This window comes from Shewanella benthica KT99 (assembly GCF_000172075.1).
Classification (GTDB): Bacteria; Pseudomonadota; Gammaproteobacteria; order Enterobacterales; family Shewanellaceae; genus Shewanella; species Shewanella benthica_A.
Genome location: NZ_ABIC01000010.1, coordinates 1 through 19,059, shown reverse-complemented (window position 1 = coordinate 19,059; position 19,059 = coordinate 1). Strand labels below are relative to the sequence as shown.

Annotated in this window: 12 protein-coding genes, 1 tRNA gene, 3 rRNA genes and 1 pseudogene; 4 read left to right on the top strand and 13 right to left on the bottom strand. The window is 46.6% G+C overall.

Translation table 11 applies throughout. The features are described from left to right. Window positions 1–3: 3 nt before the first annotated feature. From mog to KT99_RS06460, 6 genes and pseudogenes are all read right to left on the bottom strand, one after another. A complete protein-coding gene (gene mog / locus KT99_RS06480) occupies window positions 4–537 on the bottom strand; it encodes a molybdopterin adenylyltransferase (RefSeq protein WP_005498195.1) in 534 nt (177 codons plus the stop codon). A 234-nt stretch (window positions 538–771) separates the two neighbouring features. Continuing rightward, window positions 772–900: pseudogene (locus KT99_RS20580) on the bottom strand (NlpC/P60 family protein); the annotation flags it as partial. A 149-nt stretch (window positions 901–1,049) separates the two neighbouring features. Beyond that, the gene (locus KT99_RS06475; RefSeq protein ID WP_005498193.1) at window positions 1,050–2,234 is read right to left on the bottom strand and encodes an NAD(P)/FAD-dependent oxidoreductase; all 1,185 of its coding nucleotides are present in this window, start codon (window positions 2,232–2,234) and stop codon (window positions 1,050–1,052) included. A 176-nt stretch (window positions 2,235–2,410) separates the two neighbouring features. Further along, window positions 2,411–3,430 carry an NAD(P)H-dependent glycerol-3-phosphate dehydrogenase gene (gene gpsA / locus KT99_RS06470; protein WP_005498192.1) on the bottom strand — a complete coding sequence of 340 codons (1,020 nt, stop codon included), beginning with the start codon at window positions 3,428–3,430 and terminating at the stop codon, window positions 2,411–2,413. A 106-nt stretch (window positions 3,431–3,536) separates the two neighbouring features. Next, on the bottom strand, window positions 3,537–4,052 hold the full coding sequence (gene secB, locus KT99_RS06465) for a protein-export chaperone SecB (RefSeq protein ID WP_005498190.1): 516 nt from the start codon (window positions 4,050–4,052) through the stop codon (window positions 3,537–3,539). Between the two features lie 104 nt (window positions 4,053–4,156). Further along, a complete protein-coding gene (locus KT99_RS06460) occupies window positions 4,157–4,591 on the bottom strand; it encodes a rhodanese-like domain-containing protein (protein WP_005498188.1) in 435 nt (144 codons plus the stop codon). Between the two features lie 241 nt (window positions 4,592–4,832). Here KT99_RS06460 and gpmM point away from each other — a divergent pair, with 241 nt between their 5' ends. Genes gpmM through KT99_RS06440 form a run of 4 tightly spaced genes read left to right on the top strand, consistent with a single transcriptional unit; the run spans window position 4,833 to window position 9,590 of the window. Further along, a complete protein-coding gene (gene gpmM / locus KT99_RS06455; RefSeq protein WP_005498186.1) occupies window positions 4,833–6,377 on the top strand; it encodes a 2,3-bisphosphoglycerate-independent phosphoglycerate mutase in 1,545 nt (514 codons plus the stop codon). Between the two features lie 58 nt (window positions 6,378–6,435). Further along, window positions 6,436–7,521: a murein hydrolase activator EnvC family protein gene (locus KT99_RS06450; RefSeq protein WP_100067628.1), complete on the top strand. Its 1,086-nt coding sequence runs from the start codon at window positions 6,436–6,438 to the stop codon at window positions 7,519–7,521. A gap of 32 nt (window positions 7,522–7,553) precedes the next feature. After that, window positions 7,554–8,774 carry a S41 family peptidase gene (locus KT99_RS06445; protein ID WP_005498184.1) on the top strand — a complete coding sequence of 407 codons (1,221 nt, stop codon included), beginning with the start codon at window positions 7,554–7,556 and terminating at the stop codon, window positions 8,772–8,774. A 45-nt stretch (window positions 8,775–8,819) separates the two neighbouring features. Next, window positions 8,820–9,590, top strand: coding sequence for a divergent polysaccharide deacetylase family protein (locus KT99_RS06440; RefSeq protein ID WP_005498183.1), 771 nt, complete (start codon window positions 8,820–8,822; stop codon window positions 9,588–9,590). Between the two features lie 27 nt (window positions 9,591–9,617). Here the strand turns inward: KT99_RS06440 and KT99_RS06435 are convergent, their stop codons facing one another. The 7 genes from KT99_RS06435 to KT99_RS06405 all read right to left on the bottom strand — a co-directional run bounded on the left by KT99_RS06435 (window position 9,618) and on the right by KT99_RS06405 (window position 18,774). After that, the gene (locus KT99_RS06435; RefSeq protein WP_005498182.1) at window positions 9,618–10,076 is read right to left on the bottom strand and encodes an Rrf2 family transcriptional regulator; all 459 of its coding nucleotides are present in this window, start codon (window positions 10,074–10,076) and stop codon (window positions 9,618–9,620) included. A gap of 21 nt (window positions 10,077–10,097) precedes the next feature. After that, a complete protein-coding gene (locus KT99_RS20575) occupies window positions 10,098–10,349 on the bottom strand; it encodes a YkgJ family cysteine cluster protein (protein ID WP_005498181.1) in 252 nt (83 codons plus the stop codon). Window positions 10,350–10,857: 508 nt separating this feature from the next. Further along, window positions 10,858–12,558, bottom strand: coding sequence for an IS21-like element helper ATPase IstB (gene istB / locus KT99_RS23255; RefSeq protein WP_005498180.1), 1,701 nt, complete (start codon window positions 12,556–12,558; stop codon window positions 10,858–10,860). Between the two features lie 700 nt (window positions 12,559–13,258). Beyond that, window positions 13,259–13,335 (bottom strand) — tRNA-Asp (locus KT99_RS06420). A 105-nt stretch (window positions 13,336–13,440) separates the two neighbouring features. Further along, window positions 13,441–13,556: ribosomal RNA gene (gene rrf / locus KT99_RS06415) — 5S ribosomal RNA — on the bottom strand. A 207-nt stretch (window positions 13,557–13,763) separates the two neighbouring features. Then, window positions 13,764–16,694, bottom strand: a 23S ribosomal RNA gene (locus KT99_RS06410). A gap of 525 nt (window positions 16,695–17,219) precedes the next feature. After that, window positions 17,220–18,774 (bottom strand): 16S ribosomal RNA (locus tag KT99_RS06405). The 16S, 23S and 5S rRNA genes sit together here with 1 tRNA gene alongside, the layout of an rRNA operon. Window positions 18,775–19,059 lie beyond the last annotated feature (285 nt).

Sequence of the window (19,059 nt, the reverse complement as noted above, 5' to 3'; positions counted from 1 at the left end):
TGCTTACTTGGCCTTTGGACGAAATGGCTTGATCACCGACTCGTCACACTCGAGGAATGGGCCGTTCATTAGATCGATACAATATGGAATTGCGGGGAACACGGCATCGAGACATTCACGAATCGACTTTGGCTTACCTGGTAAGTTAACGATCAAGGTATCACCGCGCAGACCGGCAGTTTGACGTGACAGGATAGCGGTAGGCACAAACTTGAGTGACTCGGCGCGCATGAGCTCACCGAAACCTGGCATCATACGGTCACAAACGGCTTCCGTCGCCTCTGGGGTAACATCACGTTTAGATGGACCGGTACCGCCGGTAGTAACGATCAGGCTACAGTTCTGCTCATCAGCCATCTTGATAAGCGTCGCGGAAATCACATCTTGCTCATCGGGGATAACCTCATAGACAGGCTCCCACTCGGAAGTCAGATACTCGTTTAATACTTCGATAATCGCCTTACCAGAGAGATCTTCATAGACGCCTGCACTGGCTCTATCACTGACAGTTACGATACCGATTTTAGCTTTAGTCATCTTAAGTCCTACTGGTGGTGTTATCTTCGGCAAGCCCTATCGATGGCACCGAAGCTGGAGATATTAGTTGCATCTAAACTAGCATGATTCGCGGCCATTATATCTGGCTTATCGACAAAAATGAGAGCTGATACCTTGTATATTAACAATCAAATGCTAGCTAAGTATTTGATCCTGAACAACAGGGCATGAACGATAAGGTTTGAACTAGCAGACCGACACGAAAAATCAAGGCTACAAGCTTCTGGACAGCCAATACTTATGCTGCCAATAGCTATTATTTAAGCTGGATATCATCACACCTTGGCTCGTCGATGCATGCAAAAACTTCGAGTCACTCAGGTAGATACCCGCATGACGCGTCTGTTTCAATCAGCTCCGGCAACTGACTCGAACACCCGGACATAAACAATATAAGCACGATAACTAAGATGGAAATAGGTCTAAACACATCTGTGCCTCAAAGAAAGTATACTCAGTATGATTCCTTAATATCTTCTTCACTGGGAAGATTAAACCGCTTGTCCTGCCGCGACACCCGATGACCATGCCCATTGAAAGTTGAATCCTCCTAACCAACCACTGACATCCATCACTTCACCAATAAAGAACAGCCCAGGTACTGATTTGGCTTGCATGGTTTTCGACGACAGCTCATCGGTATCGATACCGCCGAGTGTGACTTCGGCGGTGCGGTAGCCCTCGGTGCCATTCATCAGAATTTCCCAGGACTCGAGATCCACAGCAAGCTGATCCAGCTCTTTATGGATCAACTGATTCAGCGCCTTGTTAAGCAGAGCTTCATCGAACAGGGCCTCGACCAGACGTTTAGGTAACCAATGGCTCAGGGTATTTCTCAGGTTCTGCTTCGGATGGTTTGCCAGCACTAAGTCGATGGCGGCTCTGGCATCGATACCGGGAAGCAAGTTAATGCTGATGGTTTCGCCTGGCTTCCAAAAGTTTGATATCTGCAGAATTGCAGGGCCTGATAGGCCGCGGTGAGTGAAGAGTAAGGCTTCACTGAACTGGGTCCCGTCTTTTGCCGTGATGGTACTGGGTACTGCAATGCCTGACAGTGGTTCAAACTTCAGTTTCTGCTCGGGTTGCCAGGTAAAAGGCACCAGACCAGCATAGGTAGGCAGCATCTTTAAACCAAACTGCTCGGCAAGATGATAACCCAGTGGGCTGGCACCTAGCTTAGGCATGGAGAGACCGCCTGTGGCTACCACTAACGAATCACAGCTATAGACCTCTTTGTCGGTCACTATTTCAAATTTTCCAGAATCTGTTTGAGTGATCTTGCCAATCTCGGTGCGGAGTTTTACCTTAGCACCGGCCCACTCACACTCGGTCAGTAGCATGGTGACTATCTCTTTGGCCGAGTCATTACAGAACAGTTGACCGTGATCCCGCTCGTGGTACTCGATGCCATGACGCTCGACCAACTCGATAAAGTCGCTACTAGGATATCTTGCCAGGGCAGACTTTACAAAATGCCCATTGTCACAGATGAAGTTATTTGGCTCAACTTTCTGGTTAGTGAAGTTACATCGTCCACCACCGCTGATGAGGATCTTCTTCCCCGCCTGCTTTGCTGCATCCAGCACTAACACATCACGCCCACGGTAACCCGCTGTAGCGGCGCACATCAGGCCTGCGGCGCCCGCACCGATAATTATGACGTCATGATGTTTCACTTTATTGCCTCAAATTTAAATACAAATACTGAACCAGGAATAATTTTGGCCAGACACAAGATACCTCAGCTACCCATCAATGGGCTGTGGCATAAGTGTTCCAGACACAAAAAGGGTGCTATTTTAGCACCCTTTTTTATCTTTAACATGCCCAGAAGCATCAAGCTAAGGTTTGATTACTCGCTATCTTGGGTCTCAGATTTTATATCTCTGGCTAACAAGGTTACGGCAGCCTCTCGGGGCGTACCGCCCTCATAGAGCACCCGATAAACTTGTTCGGTGATAGGCATCTCTACACCCAGTCGCTTAGCTAGGGCATAAACTTCTTTGGTATTACGATAGCCTTCGACCACCTGACCTATCTCTTTCTGAGCCTCCTCGACACCTTGCCCTCGGCCTAAAGCCAGTCCGAAGCGACGGTTACGAGATTGGTTATCTGTACAGGTAAGTACCAGATCGCCTAAGCCTGCCATGCCCATAAAAGTACTGGTTTTGGCCCCCATAGCCTCACCTAAACGAGACAGTTCAACTAGGCCTCGGGTGATCAATGCGGTTCTGGCATTGGCACCGAAGCCGATACCATCCGACATACCGGCGCTGATGGCGATGACATTTTTAACCGCACCGCCGAGTTGCAGGCCGATAAAATCATCGTTGGCATAAACACGTAGCCGCTTGGGGCTGTGTAATAGCTCGACCAGATCTTGGGTAAATGCAGCATGGGTTCCGGCAACAGAGATAGCCGTCGGCATTCCCGCCGCCAGTTCTTTAGCAAAAGTAGGTCCGGAAAGTACGGCTAAAGGATATTTATCGCCTAACACATCTCCGGCAACTTCTTGTAATAGACGTCCGGTCTCAGGCTCAAGCCCTTTTGTCGCCCAGACTATGCGTGAATCTTCACGTAGCAGAGGCTTAGCTTGACTCAGCACCATGCCAAATACATGGCTGGGAACCACGACTAGGATATTATTCGATGCGGCCAGCGCCGTCGCCAAGTCGGCTTCAGGAATAAGTAGGTCGGGAAGTGTTATCCCTGGGAGAAATGCCTCATTAGCACGGTCACGCTTGAGGTTCTCGATATGCTCAGGGTCATGGCCCCACAGCAGAGTTCGATGGCCATTACTGGCTAAAGAAATAGCAAGGGCGGTGCCATAAGACCCCGCCCCTAATACCGTAATATCGGCAGTATTTTTCATATAACGACTCGCTTAATGCCAATTCATTCGAGTCTAATGCTCGAATGAATCAGCAACTATCTGAGCAGCAACTGAAAAATGCTGAACAGATACGTTCAGTTTTTAATTACGCGCTTGCTTCTTCAGCCTTAGCTTCTTCAGCCTTAGCTTCTTCAGTCTTAGCTTCTTCAGCACCGGCTTGACGCTGGTTAACGTACTGAGCGAAAAGCGCATCGAAGTTAACTGGTGCTAGGTTTAGCTGTGGGAAAGTACCACGAGAAACCAGGCTACCCACTGCTTCACGAGCATATGGGAATAGGATGTTAGGACAATATGCGCCTAGTGAATGAGCAAGTTGCTGCTCAGTCAGACCATTGATTGCGAAGATACCAGCTTGCTGAACTTCACAAAGGAATGCAGTTTCATCACCATTTTTAGCAGTAACAGTCAGAGACAGGACAACTTCAAAAACGTTGTCAGCTAGCTTAGCGCTACGAGTATCAAGATCTAGCTTAACTTCAGGGTTCCAATCTTTCTGGAAAACAGCCGGGCTGTTTGGAGTTTCGAAAGATATATCCTTGGTGTATATACGTTGGATATTGAATTGAGGATCTTGTTTTTCGTTATTTGCTACTTCAGCCATAATATTACCTATCCAATTTATTAGGCTTCAAAATTGAAGCCAATTTAAGGGCTTTTGTTACTTGAGACCTGTAACTCGCTCTCAGACACCATCCCGGGTTATTGTTATTTCTTACTTTTCGTTACTGGCAGATTACTCGACTGCCACTCACCCATACCGCCTTTGAGATTATGTACAGATTCGAAACCTGCTTTAACCATCAACTGCGAGGCTTGTGATGACACCATACCTGCGTTGCATACCATTATAATGGGACTTGCTTTAAACTTTTCAAGGGCTGAAAGTTGATTATTTTTAATTTCAGATAAAGGCACATTGAAAGCATCGACGATATGACCCTTCTTAAACTCCCCTTTTTCCCTTACGTCTATCACTTTAGCGTTTTGCTTATTGATAAGCAGCGTAGCCTGTTGGTGATCGACCGTGGTGACCTTAGAGATACTGGATTTGAACACGCTGACGATAAGACCAATCAAAAGACCTATCCAGGCTAAGCTGAGCATAGGGTTAGCTTTCAAAAATTCGATATATTCTTGCATGGTGAACTGCCTACTTCTTAGGGCTGAAAATACAATTAGGGCACAGAGTATACCACCGCGATAGGAGATTGCAGCATCTTGTTGAAGGACGAAAAACCTGTGAATGAAGCGTCTTGGTAAGATAGATGCAAACTCGATTATCTCAATCTAGGTAAATTCCTTTTTCAATCAGGCCTTCCGTAGTAATATTTATCCAATTTCTATTTTCAACTTTATCTTTCAAACTTAAAAAGGTACTACCATGACGACACGTAAACGCCCTTTGGCATTGCTGATCCTCGATGGCTGGGGTTACCGCGAAAACACGCACAAAAATGCCATTTTCCATGCAAAGACCCCAGTTTTGGATCGACTCAATGCCCAATACCCTAACAATCTAATCTCAGCTTCAGGCTTAGATGTGGGACTACCCGATGGTCAAATGGGTAATTCCGAAGTTGGTCATATCAATATCGGCTCAGGACGCATTGTTTATCAAGAGCTTACCAGAGTTGGCAAGGCAATTGATGACGGTGAGTTTCAGCAAAACCCGGCACTACTCGACGCCATAGATCAGGCTATCGCCAAAGAGGGTGCTGTACACATAATGGGGCTACTGTCTCCAGGTGGTGTACATAGCCATGAGAATCATATCGAGGCCATGTGCCGCCTGGCAGTCGAACGCGGTGCTAAGCAGGTATATCTGCACGCTTTTCTCGATGGTCGCGACACTCCACCACGCAGTGCAAAATCTAGCTTGGCTCATTTTGATGATCTGTTTACTAGATTAGGCACAGGCCGCATCGCTTCAGTGATAGGCCGCTATTACGCAATGGACCGTGATAATCGCTGGGATCGTGTGACCCTAGCCTATGATTTGATCACCCAAGGCGAGTCCCTACATCAATATACCAATGCTGTAGACGCCCTGGAAGCGGCTTATGAACGTGACGAAAACGATGAGTTTGTCGCAAGCTCGGCGATCACCGACAACCAAGGTAATGTCGCTAAGCTCGCCGATAGTGATTCACTTATCTTCATGAATTTCCGCGCCGACCGTGCACGTCAGATCACCCGCAGCTTCGTCGACCCGGATTTCGATGGCTTCGAGCGTAAGGTGACGACAAAAGCACATTTCTTGATGTTGACTCAGTACGCCGCGAATATACCTGCAGCGATAGCCTATCCGTCGACAGAGCTTGTCAACACCTTAGGTGAAGTTCTACAGAGTCGGGATAAGACACAACTGCGTATTTCTGAGACTGAAAAGTATGCCCATGTCACTTTCTTCTTCAACGGCGGTAAAGAGGAAGCATTTAAGGGAGAGGACAGGATTCTGATCCAATCACCTAAGGTAGCAACCTATGATCTACAGCCTGAGATGAGTTCTGCAGAACTGACAGATAAGTTAGTCGCAGCTATAGAGTCTACTGACTATGATGTCATCATCTGTAACTATCCAAACGGAGATATGGTGGGTCATACGGGTAACTTCGAGGCAGCGGTTAAAGCCTGTGAGGCAGTCGATACCAGTATCGGCCGCGTCGTGGAGGCTCTGGCTAAAGTGGGAGGAGAGTGTTTAATCACAGCCGATCACGGTAATGCCGAACAGATGACAGATGAGAAAACTGGCCAGGCACACACGGCTCACACTTGTGAACCTGTACCATTGATCTACGTTGGACGTGATGCGATTATCGAAGATGGCGGTCGCCTGAGCGATCTTGCTCCAACCATGTTAACCTTGATGGGAGAAACGGTGCCATCAGAGATGACCGGGCGTTCCATCATCAAAATCAAAGAGTAACCACTGACACGTGAATATTCGATTTTTCAGTAAAGCCAGCATTTTTGCTGGCTTTATCATGCTTTCAACGCCACTGCCGGCCTCAGACCTACAGCAGCGTCAATCCGATCTTAAAGTACTGCAATCACAGATAAGCAAACAAGCATCGGATCTAAAAAACACCACTAAGCAGCGAGAGAAGTTAATCTCATTGCTGAAAAAAGATGAAAAAGCGATCGCCTCCGCGGCTAGAAAAGTCAATGAAACCAAAAATTCACTTGCTAAAACAGATAAAAAACTCGTTCAATTAGATACACGCCAAAACAGGCTAGATACCCTGAAGAAAACTCAGCAGCAAACATTAGCCAATCAGTTAGCCAGTGCCTATTTAGCGGGTAATCACGACTATAGTAAGATGCTACTTAACCAGCAGAGCCCCGCCAGAATCGAACGTTTACTCGCCTACTACCAATATTTGAATAATGCCCGCATGGCATCGATCAATGAGTTGAAACAGACCATTGAAGAACTTAATGACATTCAAACTGAACAGATAGCCCAGAAGACTCAGCTGAATAAGCTCATTCTCAACCAGCAACAACAGGCGAAACAGCTCAACCTGGAACAGAGCCAGAGACAAAAAACCCTGACACAACTACAGAGAACACTCAATACTAGTGGCGCCAAGCTGGAGCAGTTGCAGATAGAAGAAGCCAGTCTCAAACATGTCGTCGAGCAGGCCATACTTGCCATGAGAAGTAGCCCTAAGATGGAAGGGTTGTCCAGTAGTAGAAAGCTAAAATGGCCGACCAAGGGGCGTATAAAGTCAGGCTTCGGCAGCCCTAGATCGGGTCAAGTAAAATGGAAAGGGGTCACACTCTCTGCTCCGGAAGGGCAAACAATAGCGGCTATCGCAGCGGGGAAGGTCATCTATGCAGACTGGTTACGCGGCTTCGGTATGGTGCTAGTTGTCGATCATGGTAAAGGCTATATGAGCCTTTATGGTCATGCTCAAACCCTATTAAAAAATCCTGGAGACTCTGTAAATAAAGGAGAACCCATCGCATTAGTCGGTCGGTCGGGTGGACAGACTGAGCCTAGCCTATACTTTGAGATAAGGCATAAAGGGCAAGCGGTCGATCCGGCTAGATACTGTAAACGCTAGGAGAGATCTAGCCCTTAAATATAGGGGCTGCTATGTCAAAATATATTCACTACCTTTGTAGTATTCTCGTTGGTGTCGGACTAGGGGTATCCGTTACCCTATCAGGACAAGAAAACGCCGAGCAATATCACCACAATCTTAACTATCCGCTCTTGCTCGACATCATCGACACTGTAGAAACCTACTACGTAACAGAATTGAGCCAAGATGAGCTGATTGCTGCAGCAATCGAAGGTATTTTTGCTAAGTTAGACCCTTATTCCAACTTTCTCAATAAACAAGAATTCTCAAATATCAGAAACGCCAATAAGGGTGAATATTTTGGTTTTGGCATAGAGATAGCCACCGAAGATAACCAAATAACCATAATAACCCCCTTTGCCGGTTCTCCTGCCGAGCGTGCTGGCATAAAAGCAGGCGATAGAATAGTTAAACTCAATAATAATAACGTTGATTACAGCAAGTTAGACGATCTGCTTAAAGAAATCAAAAACCATAGCCAGAATAACCAATCGATTGTGCTCGCACTCACTCACTCTAATATGAATACCGTCTATGAAGTCACCTTAGTGCCGAGTCTCATCTCGGTAAACTCAGTCACAGCCGAATTGCTGGATGGTAATATTGGCTTTATCAAGCTTACCAGCTTTCAGGACAATTCAACCGAGGAGATGGTTAAGCAATTGGCCCAGTGGCAGCCACTAAAATTACAGGGACTCATCTTAGATCTGCGGAATAATCCGGGAGGCTTACTCGATCAAGCCATAAAAATTGCCGACATATTTCTCGAAAAAGGCAGAATAGTCTCAACCGAGGGACGATTCTTCGACGCAAATTCAGACTATTATGCCTCACCTCAGACCATGCTTCACGACGTCCCTATGCTGGTGTTAATCAACAAGGGGTCTGCATCTGCTTCAGAGGTGCTTGCCGCCGCCCTACAGGATAATAAAAGAGCTAAGCTGATAGGTGAGACCAGCTTCGGTAAGGGAACCATACAGAGCCTAATACCGACATTAATGGAAGGGAACGCAATAAAACTTACTATCGCCAAATACACCACCCCAAATGGCCGTGACATTAATAGTAAGGGGATTGAGCCAGATATAAAACTTCAATTAGATGCTGTCACAAATAAGCAAATTGTGCCTATAATCAACGAGACCAATGCCCATGATAAGATTGAATATAATAATATTGAAACCGATCTGATATTGGATTCAGCAATTACATGGATAAAAACTCATTCTTAACGCCTTTTATTCTTAGTGTAAAAGGTATGGAAAATACCTAACACAGTGCGCTTTTTAATATTTTGTTTTGCTTTGATTTTTCCTGGTAGTTATGTAAATGCCGCTCAAGTTGCGATCATCATTGACGATATTGGATATCGTCAATCCGATGAAGCCGTACTGACATTACCCGATAACATTACCCTCTCAATACTTCCCCACACACCTCTGGGCAATTCAGTTGCTCATATTGCACACGAAAGAGGCTACGAAGTAATGCTACACCTACCTATGCAGGCACTCAATGGCAAGAAGCTTGGCCCTGGTGGCATAACCAATGACATGAGTGAAACAGATATTAAGCAGACCATAAGCCAGGCTTTCGAGAATATCCCTTTCGCTAAAGGCGCCAACAATCATATGGGAAGCTTATTGACCCAACTGGATGAGCCAATGCAGTGGGTGATGGAAAGTTTAAAACAACATCACCTCTATTTTGTCGATAGCATGACCACACGTTACACCAAGGCAGGGAGTACAGCTGACAAACTAGGTATACCTCAGTTAAAGCGACAAATATTCTTGGATAATGACGTTTCACCAGCCGGTTTGAACCAACAGTTTGAACGCCTTATCGCCTTGGCACATAGGCAAGGCCAAGTCGTTGCCATAGCTCACCCACATCCTGAAACCATAGAATATTTGAAACTGAATCTACCGCGATTACAGCAAGAAGGTATCAGCCTGGTTAAAACCTCGGAGCTTTTACCTTATAGGATCGCAGTAAATAAAAAACAACAGAAGACTGGAAAAGACGCTAGCATCAGATTGAAGTAGCGATAGGTTTAACTCTATGAGCTGAATCTAGGAACTGAGTTCAAGTACAGGAATAGACAATTCAGGAAGCAGCTTTACCAACTCATGATTATTGCTAACGATATCCGCCAGAGAATACTGGTCTAACACCGTTAAATAAGCGGTAACAGCCTCGGCTAACACCCCCCATAACTGGCAAGAAGGTGTCAGACGACAATATGGTTTACTGCAATCGATAGGTGTCAGAGAGTTTTCTAGCACTCTCACCAGTTGACCTATATTGATCTCTTTCGGTGATTTACCTAAACGAAAACCACCACTCTTACCTCGAATGGTTTTTAAGTAACCAAGCTTACCTAGGTGGTGCACTATCTTAGAGACATGATTAGGCGACAAGTCAAAGACCTGAGTGATCTCCGAAATTCGGAATAGCGTCTCTCTTTCAGGCTGAATAGCCAAATACATTAAGGTACGAATACCATAGTCTGTATAACGAGTTAACTGCATTAGGCACCTTACAAAGTTAGTCTAGCTAGTTTGAGCCTCTAAAAAAGAGATCAAACGAATAGCTTCAGAATTAGTACTACCACAAACATCAATAGTTGCAGAGAAGGAGCTGCAAAATTCCGAGCGTTCTTTCATCCCAAAAATCATACATAAATTGTCATTGGATAGCTGAATACATCGCTCACCCGCTGGTTTACCTTCAGGCATCCCAGGAATGGGGCTAGTGATCGATGGGGCAATACAGCAAGCTCCACATCCAAGCCGACAATTCATAAGATCATTCCTTTCAATATATTATACCTATTATTGAGTAGCATGATAACCGTTATGATCACAGCAGTTTCTAATATAGCGAATTCATTTAGACTAGTTTACCTTTTTGTCCCCTCCCCGTCTTTGATTCACAACAAAGCAGCTCATAGGTAGAAAAAATAAATCGACAACCAATCGGTATATAATACCATTCCATATAAGTATCTGGTCAGTTCAGAGACTCTCAGTTTTTTCAATTCAAGGCGCATTGATGAGGAAATGGTTATTCCCTTTTAAGTCAATGCAACACCGAAGTGGAAACACTGAGAGCCTCACGCAGTGCGGCTGATGTTTAAAGCAAAGGGCAAAGCCCTTTATGCTACGTTACATGTTCTCGATATACGACTGCATGGTCTATTTTGTTCCATACAAAATAAGACATTTCCCTGACCCATAGGGATATGGGAAATGTCTTTAAAGCGTATGGAACGCTTAAATGTTAGACGTCAACTAGCTTGGCCTATAGGCGTCAATTAAGTTGGCCGCTTTTGCCGTTTATTTTCATGGCTTCTTTTCTTCGATAACTCTCTCCTTCAAGTTGATAAATCTCTGCGTGATGCACCAGTCGATCAATCACGGCTACTGTCATCATATTGTCTCCAAATATACTGTCCCACTCACTAAACACCTGGTTCGTTGTGATCACTAGGCTGTTGCGCTCATAACGATGTGCAATGAGCTCAAATAGAACCTGACTTTCACTATCACTCTTTTTGACATAACCGATGTCGTCCAAAATGAGTAGCTCATATTTATCGGGTTTTTTAAGTGCATCTTCCAGACCTAAACCTTCTCGGGCTTTCTGCAAGTGCTGCACCATCGCCGTGCCTGTCGTGAATTTCACACGAACAGATTGCTCAATAAGCGCATAACCCAGCGCGGCTGCTATGTGGGTTTTACCTAGGCCGCTCGCACCGAATAATAAAATATTATGCCCTTGTCTCAACCAGCTCAACTCACTGGCCTTACGTTTAACTTGAACTGCGCTAATGCCGACCACTTCACTGAAACCGTATTGAGACAACTGTTTCCCTATCGGTAACTGGCTTTCTTTGAGTAAGCGTTTTAGGCGTACTTCCTGTCGATGTGTCGCCTCTATTTCACATGATTGAGCGAGAAATAGCTCGGGTTCCCACGGCTCCCTCACCGCTTTCAGGGCAATGTCGGGCCACGCCTTTGCTATCGCTGGCAGTCGTAACTCTTTTAATAATAGGGGTATCATAACTTGAGACGCTATGCTGCTGGATGTCACTTTGACGTATTGCTCACTAAAGTCATGAATTCGACGAGCGGGTAAGGAGGACAAGTAGGCGCACTCCTCTAGATAACCGGTATGACATTGACGGTTAATTTTTGCAACAATGACATTGATGAAGTCTCGGTATTGCTTTAAATCAGTGAAATCACGACTGTCGCGTAATAACAGTTGTTGCTCTATCTTACGCTTTAGATGGCCATTAGGGCCCTCAATTGCGCCATTTTCATGGGCGACACCTTTGTTGTTTCGAGTGGCTTTTACCCCGTAATGTGTGCATAACTTGGTGTAGCGTTCTGTCAGAACTTCAGCTTCGGTGTGGTTTTTAAATGCAGCGCTTAAGCTGTCTGTACGGTGGGTGAGTGGCACGCCACCACTCTGCCAAAAAGCATTTTGAAGCCCTGATGACAGTGACTCAAAACTTTCACCACCGAGTACAACCTCGACATAGGTCCAGCCACTGAACACCAAACGGTAATGATAAAGCTTGTGCTTAAATGTGTTGCCAGCGAGGGTTATATTTAGCTCGTTGGCCCAAGTGTAGTCAGAAATGCCCATTGCCCCCGGCGTATGTTTCTGCCTGAAAATGACGTCTTGCTCAGGCCCGTGTATGACGCGCCATGTCTTAATTCGGCGTTGTAAAGTGCGTAGCTGTGAGCGCTCCAATTGCCCCGGTGCGATTTCCTCTAGTTTTTCGAATAATGTAATGGGCTGCAGTGAGGGTTCTTTTTCAAGCAACGGCACAACATGCTGCTCGAAAAGACCATTAAGAGGATCTTTTCTGGTCGCGTATTGACGTGGTAATTTGCTGGTGTTGTGTTGGCCAGCATCAATTCGTCTAGCTGAACGGGAATAAAACCCCGCCTTTGCCGCAGCAGATGATTGAGTCTGTTTAGGTTTATTACGATAAGACATATATAGGTTAACCTGTAGTTGGTTTATGGGTTTTCCAGGCATATAAATCTCTCAAGAATTATGTATGCCTAAAGATGACCAAAACCGGACAAGCTAATTGTCGCGAACTGGCCAAGTTAATTGTCGCCTAATAACACCCTCTATTAATGAGAAGTGTAGAGGCTTTCGTCTTTGTGTTGGCGGGTGAATATCGCGCAGCGATGTGCTCATGAACGAGAGACATTGACTGTCGAACTGACTTCTGCACACGGATGTATTTAGCCGAACTGGGCTTTAAAGCATGGATGCTGTTGGACGGGACGACCGCGACATCAAAACCTTTAAACTCCAGACACGAAAAAGCCCTAACACTCCTTGTTTATAAGAAGTGTTAGGGCTTATCGTAATGTTTGTGGGCGAGTGTGGCGTCAGGCACAAGCTTTCGAGCGCGTAGCTGGGGCGGACGATTTCTTTTATAAGAGTCCGCGACGCCAAAACGAAAAAAGCCTCTACACCCTCTATTAATGAGAAGTGTAGAGGCTTTCGTCTTTGTGTTAGCGGGTGAATATCACGCAGTGATGAGCTCATGAACGAGAGGCTTGGATGCCGAACTGGGCTTTTAAGCATGGATGCTGTTGGACGGGACGGCCGCGACACATATAAGTACCATAAATCAGACACGAAAAAGCCCTAACATTGCTGTTAGGGCTTATCGTAATGTTGGCGGAGCGGACGGGACTCGAACCCGCGACCCCCGGCGTGACAGGCCGGTATTCTAACCAACTGAACTACCGCTCCTTTAGCAAAGTGCTTACGCATATTGCTAAATTCTTTTTAAGTCGCTGATATGTCACTATCAGTAAACTTTGTCTTCACTTTCTAGAAAGTGGAAACTAAATAGGCGCCTGGAAATGACCTACTCTCACATGGGGAGACCCCACACTACCATCGGCGCAATTGCGTTTCACTTCTGAGTTCGAGATGGATTCAGGTGGGGCCACAATGCTATGGTTTCCAGACTAATTTTGCGATTACTTTCAGCTTTTCAAAAAGCTAAAGGTAAAAGAATTTAGAAAGCTGGCTATTTAAAAAGTCTTTTAAATAGCTTTAAATAAAAGTAATAATTGGTTCAACTTAAATCAAGTCGGTATTCTTTTGTGCTTGTAAAGTAATCACTCATTAACCACATACTTCTCTTTTAACAAGAGTAAACCCATCTGGGTTGTATGGTTAAGCCTCACGAGTCATTAGTACAGGTTAGCTCAATGCCTCACAGCACTTACACACCCTGCCTATCAACGTCCTAGTCTCGAACGGCTCTTTAGAGGAATTAAATCCCTAGGGATGACTCATCTTAGGACTCGCTTCCCGCTTAGATGCTTTCAGCGGTTATCGATTCCGAACGTAGCTACCGGGCAATGCTATTGGCATAACAACCCGAACACCAGCGGTTCGTCCACTCCGGTCCTCTCGTACTAGGAGCAGCTTCCTTCAATCATCCAACGCCCACGGCAGATAGGGACCGAACTGTCTCACGACGTTCTGAACCCAGCTCGCGTACCACTTTAAATGGCGAACAGCCATACCCTTGGGACCGACTTCAGCCCCAGGATGTGATGAGCCGACATCGAGGTGCCAAACACCGCCGTCGATATGAACTCTTGGGCGGTATCAGCCTGTTATCCCCGGCGTACCTTTTATCCGTTGAGCGATGGCCCTTCCATACAGAACCACCGGATCACTATGACCTACTTTCGTACCTGCTCGACGTGTCTGTCTCGCAGTTAAGCTGGCTTATGCCATTGCACTAACCGTACGATGTCCGACCGTACTTAGCCAACCTTCGTGCTCCTCCGTTACTCTTTGGGAGGAGACCGCCCCAGTCAAACTACCCACCAGACACTGTCCTCAACCCCGATCCAGGGGCCTAAGTTAGAACATCAAAACTACAAGGGTGGTATTTCAAGGTCGACTCCATCAGAACTAGCGTCCCAACTTCAATGTCTCCCACCTATCCTACACATGTAGGTTCAATGTTCAGTGCCAAGCTATAGTAAAGGTGCACGGGGTCTTTCCGTCTAGCCGCGGGTATACGGCATCTTCACCGCAATTTCAACTTCACTGAGTCTCGGCTGGAGACAGCGTGGCCATCATTACGCCATTCGTGCAGGTCGGAACTTACCCGACAAGGAATTTCGCTACCTTAGGACCGTTATAGTTACGGCCGCCGTTTACCGGGGCTTCGATCATCAGCTTCGCTTACGCTAACCGAATCAATTAACCTTCCGGCACCGGGCAGGCGTCATACCGTATACTTCCTCTTGCGAGTTTGCACAGTACTGTGTTTTTGATAAACAGTTGCAGCCACCTGGTATCTGCGACTCCCGGCAGCTTAGAGAGCAAGTCTCATCACCGCTAGGAGCGTACCTTCTCCCGAAGTTACGGTACCATTTTGCCTAGTTCCTTCAGCCGAGTTCTCTCAAGCGCCTTGGTATTCTCTACCCAACCACCTGTGTCGGTTTGGGGTACGATTCCTACTAACCTGAAGCTTAGAAGATTTTCCTGGAAGCATGGCATCAACTACTTCAACCCCTTAGGGTCTCGTCATCAGTCCTCAGTCTTGCAATTTAATGCGTATCCCCGGATTTGCCTAAGAATACAACCTACAACCTTAAACGCGGACAACCAACGCCGCGCTAGCCTAGCCTTCTCCGTCTCTCCATCGCAGTTAGCAGAAGTACAGGAATATTAACCTGTTTCCCATCGATTACGCCTTTCGGCCTCACCTTAGGGGTCGACTTACCCTGCCCTGATTAACATTGGACAGGAAACCTTGGTCTTTCGGCGAGGGAGTTTTTCACTCCCTTTATCGTTACTCATGTCAGCATTCGCACTTCTGATACCTCCAGCGTGGGTTACCCCTTCGCCTTCAACGGCTTACAGAACGCTCCTCTACCGCTTGCCAGTAAACTAGCAAACCCATAGCTTCGGTGTATTGCTTAGCCCCGTTAAATCTTCCGCGCAGGCCGACTCGACTAGTGAGCTATTACGCTTTCTTTAAATGATGGCTGCTTCTAAGCCAACATCCTAGCTGTCTAAGCCTTCCCACATCGTTTCCCACTTAGCAATAACTTTGGGACCTTAGCTGATGGTCTGGGTTGTTTCCCTTTCCACGACGGACGTTAGCACCCGCCGTGTGTCTCCCGAGTAGTACTCATTGGTATTCGGAGTTTGCAAAGGGTTGGTAAGTCGGGATGACCCCCTAGCCTTAACAGTGCTCTACCCCCAATGGTATTCGCTCGAGGCGCTACCTAAATAGCTTTCGAGGAGAACCAGATATCTCCCGGTTTGATTGGCCTTTCACCCCCATCCACAAGTCATCCGCTCATTTTTCAACATAAGTCGGTTCGGTCCTCCAGTTGATGTTACTCAACCTTCAACCTGCCCATGGATAGATCACCGGGTTTCGGGTCTACACCTTGCAACTTCTCTAATTAAAGATACGCGCAGTTAACACTCGGTTTCCCTACGGCTCCGCTATTCGCTTAACCTCGCTACAAAATGTAAGTCGCTGACCCATTATACAAAAGGTACGCAGTCACGGTCTCTTATTCCGAAGAATGGAACCGCTCCCACTGCTTGTACGTATACGGTTTCAGGTTCTATTTCACTCCCCTCACAGGGGTTCTTTTCGCCTTTCCCTCACGGTACTGGTTCACTATCGGTCAGTCAGGAGTATTTAGCCTTGGAGGATGGTCCCCCCATGTTCAGACAAGATGTCACGTGTCCCGTCCTACTCGTTTTCATCTATGGTTAGTTTTCATGTACGGGGCTATCACCCTGTGCCGCTGAGCTTTCCAACTCATTCCACTAACACCCCATAGACTTAAGGGCTAATCCCCGTTCGCTCGCCGCTACTAGGGGAATCTCGGTTGATTTCTGTTCCTCCGGGTACTTAGATGTTTCAGTTCCCCGGGTTTGCCTCATATACCTATGTATTCAGTATATGATACTCACTTATGTGAGTGGGTTTCCCCATTCGGACATCGTTAGCTCAAATGCTTGTTACTAGCTCGCCAACGCTTTTCGCAAGTTACTACGTCCTTCATCGCCTCTGACTGCCAAGGCATCCACCGTATACGCTTAGTCACTTAACCATACAACCCACATAGGTCTTTATTCGCTTGCCACTGTACTGTTATGCAGCGTTACTCAAACTCACTTGTCGGTTATGTAGTAAACTACACGCCCTCCTCGTTCGCTTTCGCGCCTTGCATAACAACACATCGACTGCGCTAACAGACTCAATATTCTCTACAAATAGTAGAAAACGAATCGTATCGCAACTAATGGTGTTTACTTTCGCCAAAAGAATACTCTTGAAGCACTTTCCTAACTAAAGGTCTATGCTCCAGCACTTGATTTAAGTGTTTGAGAACTCAATTATTTATTTTTCGCGCTAATGCTATTAATAACAACTTACAAGTAAGTCGCTATCCCTTTCACATTAACACTATCAGCTTTCCAAATTTTTAAAGAACAAACAACACCGTAAAGGTGCGTTTCTCGCTCTAACAAGAACAAGTTATCTGTGTGAACACTCAAGCACACGGATGTGCTGTGTGTAAGAAATGCACGGATGCAATTTCTTACCAAACCAAGTATTGAGTTAGTCGTATAGGTAAGGAGGTGATCCAGCCCCAGGTTCCCCTAGGGCTACCTTGTTACGACTTCACCCCAGTCATGAACCACACCGTGGTAAACGCCCTCCCCGAAGGGTTAAGCTATCTACTTCTGGTGCAGCCCACTCCCATGGTGTGACGGGCGGTGTGTACAAGGCCCGGGAACGTATTCACCGTGACATTCTGATTCACGATTACTAGCGATTCCGACTTCACGGAGTCGAGTTGCAGACTCCGATCCGGACTACGACCGGCTTTGTGGGATTAGCTTGACCTCGCGGCGTTGCAACCCTCTGTACCGACCATTGTAGCACGTGTGTAGCCCTACTCGTAAGGGCCATGATGACTTGACGTCGTCCCCACCTTCCTCCGGTTTATCACCGGCAGTCTCCCTAAAGTTCCCACCATTACGTGCTGGCAAATAAGGATAAGGGTTGCGCTCGTTGCGGGACTTAACCCAACATTTCACAACACGAGCTGACGACAGCCATGCAGCACCTGTCTCACAGTTCCCGAAGGCACTAAGCTATCTCTAGCGAATTCTGTGGATGTCAAGAGTAGGTAAGGTTCTTCGCGTTGCATCGAATTAAACCACATGCTCCACCGCTTGTGCGGGCCCCCGTCAATTCATTTGAGTTTTAACCTTGCGGCCGTACTCCCCAGGCGGTCTACTTAATGCGTTAGCTTGGGAACCCAGTGTTCAAGACACCAAATTCCGAGTAGACATCGTTTACGGCGTGGACTACCAGGGTATCTAATCCTGTTTGCTCCCCACGCTTTCGTACCTCAGCGTCAGTCTTTGTCCAGGGGGCCGCCTTCGCCACCGGTATTCCTTCAGATCTCTACGCATTTCACCGCTACACCTGAAATTCTACCCCCCTCTACAAGACTCTAGTTTGCCAGTTCAAAATGCAATTCCCAGGTTGAGCCCGGGGCTTTCACATCTTGCTTAACAAACCGCCTGCGTACGCTTTACGCCCAGTAATTCCGATTAACGCTTGCACCCCTCGTATTACCGCGGCTGCTGGCACGAAGTTAGCCGGTGCTTCTTCTGCGAGTAACGTCACAGCTGTAGTTTATTAAACTACAACCTTTCCTCCTCGCTGAAAGTGCTTTACAACCCGAAGGCCTTCTTCACACACGCGGCATGGCTGCATCAGGCTTGCGCCCATTGTGCAATATTCCCCACTGCTGCCTCCCGTAGGAGTCTGGACCGTGTCTCAGTTCCAGTGTGGCTGATCATCCTCTCAGACCAGCTAGGGATCGTCGCCTTGGTAAGCCATTACCTTACCAACTAGCTAATCCCACCTAGGTACATCCAATCGCGAAAGGCGCACTTCGAAAAACGCGTCCCCTCCTTTCCCCCGTAGGGCGTATGCGGTATTAGCAGTCGTTTCCAACTGTTATCCCCCTCGACTGGGCAGTTCCCTAGGCATTACTCACCCGTCCGCCGCTCGACAGCAAAGGTGCAAGCACCTTCCTGTTTCCGCTCGACTTGCATGTGTTAGGCCTGCCGCCAGCGTTCAATCTGAGCCATGATCAAACTCTTCAATTAAAGTTCTTTTGATGCATCCTCTTTCGATGATGACATCGGCTCAATGAAACTTTTGCCTTCACTTTTTAAAAAGTGAAAACAAAAAACTGTTTTTCACTAACCCGAAAGTTAATGAAGCTTACATATTTTGCTTCTTTGAATTTACTTTGCTTGCTCGTGAGAGTAAGAAAGTAGACACCAAAGTCGCTATGGTCACTCAGTAGTTCATTGAGTAAATTTTTTGATTACCTCGTGAGAGGTAATTTCGAATAACTCAACACCTGTGAGTGTCCACACAGATTCTGT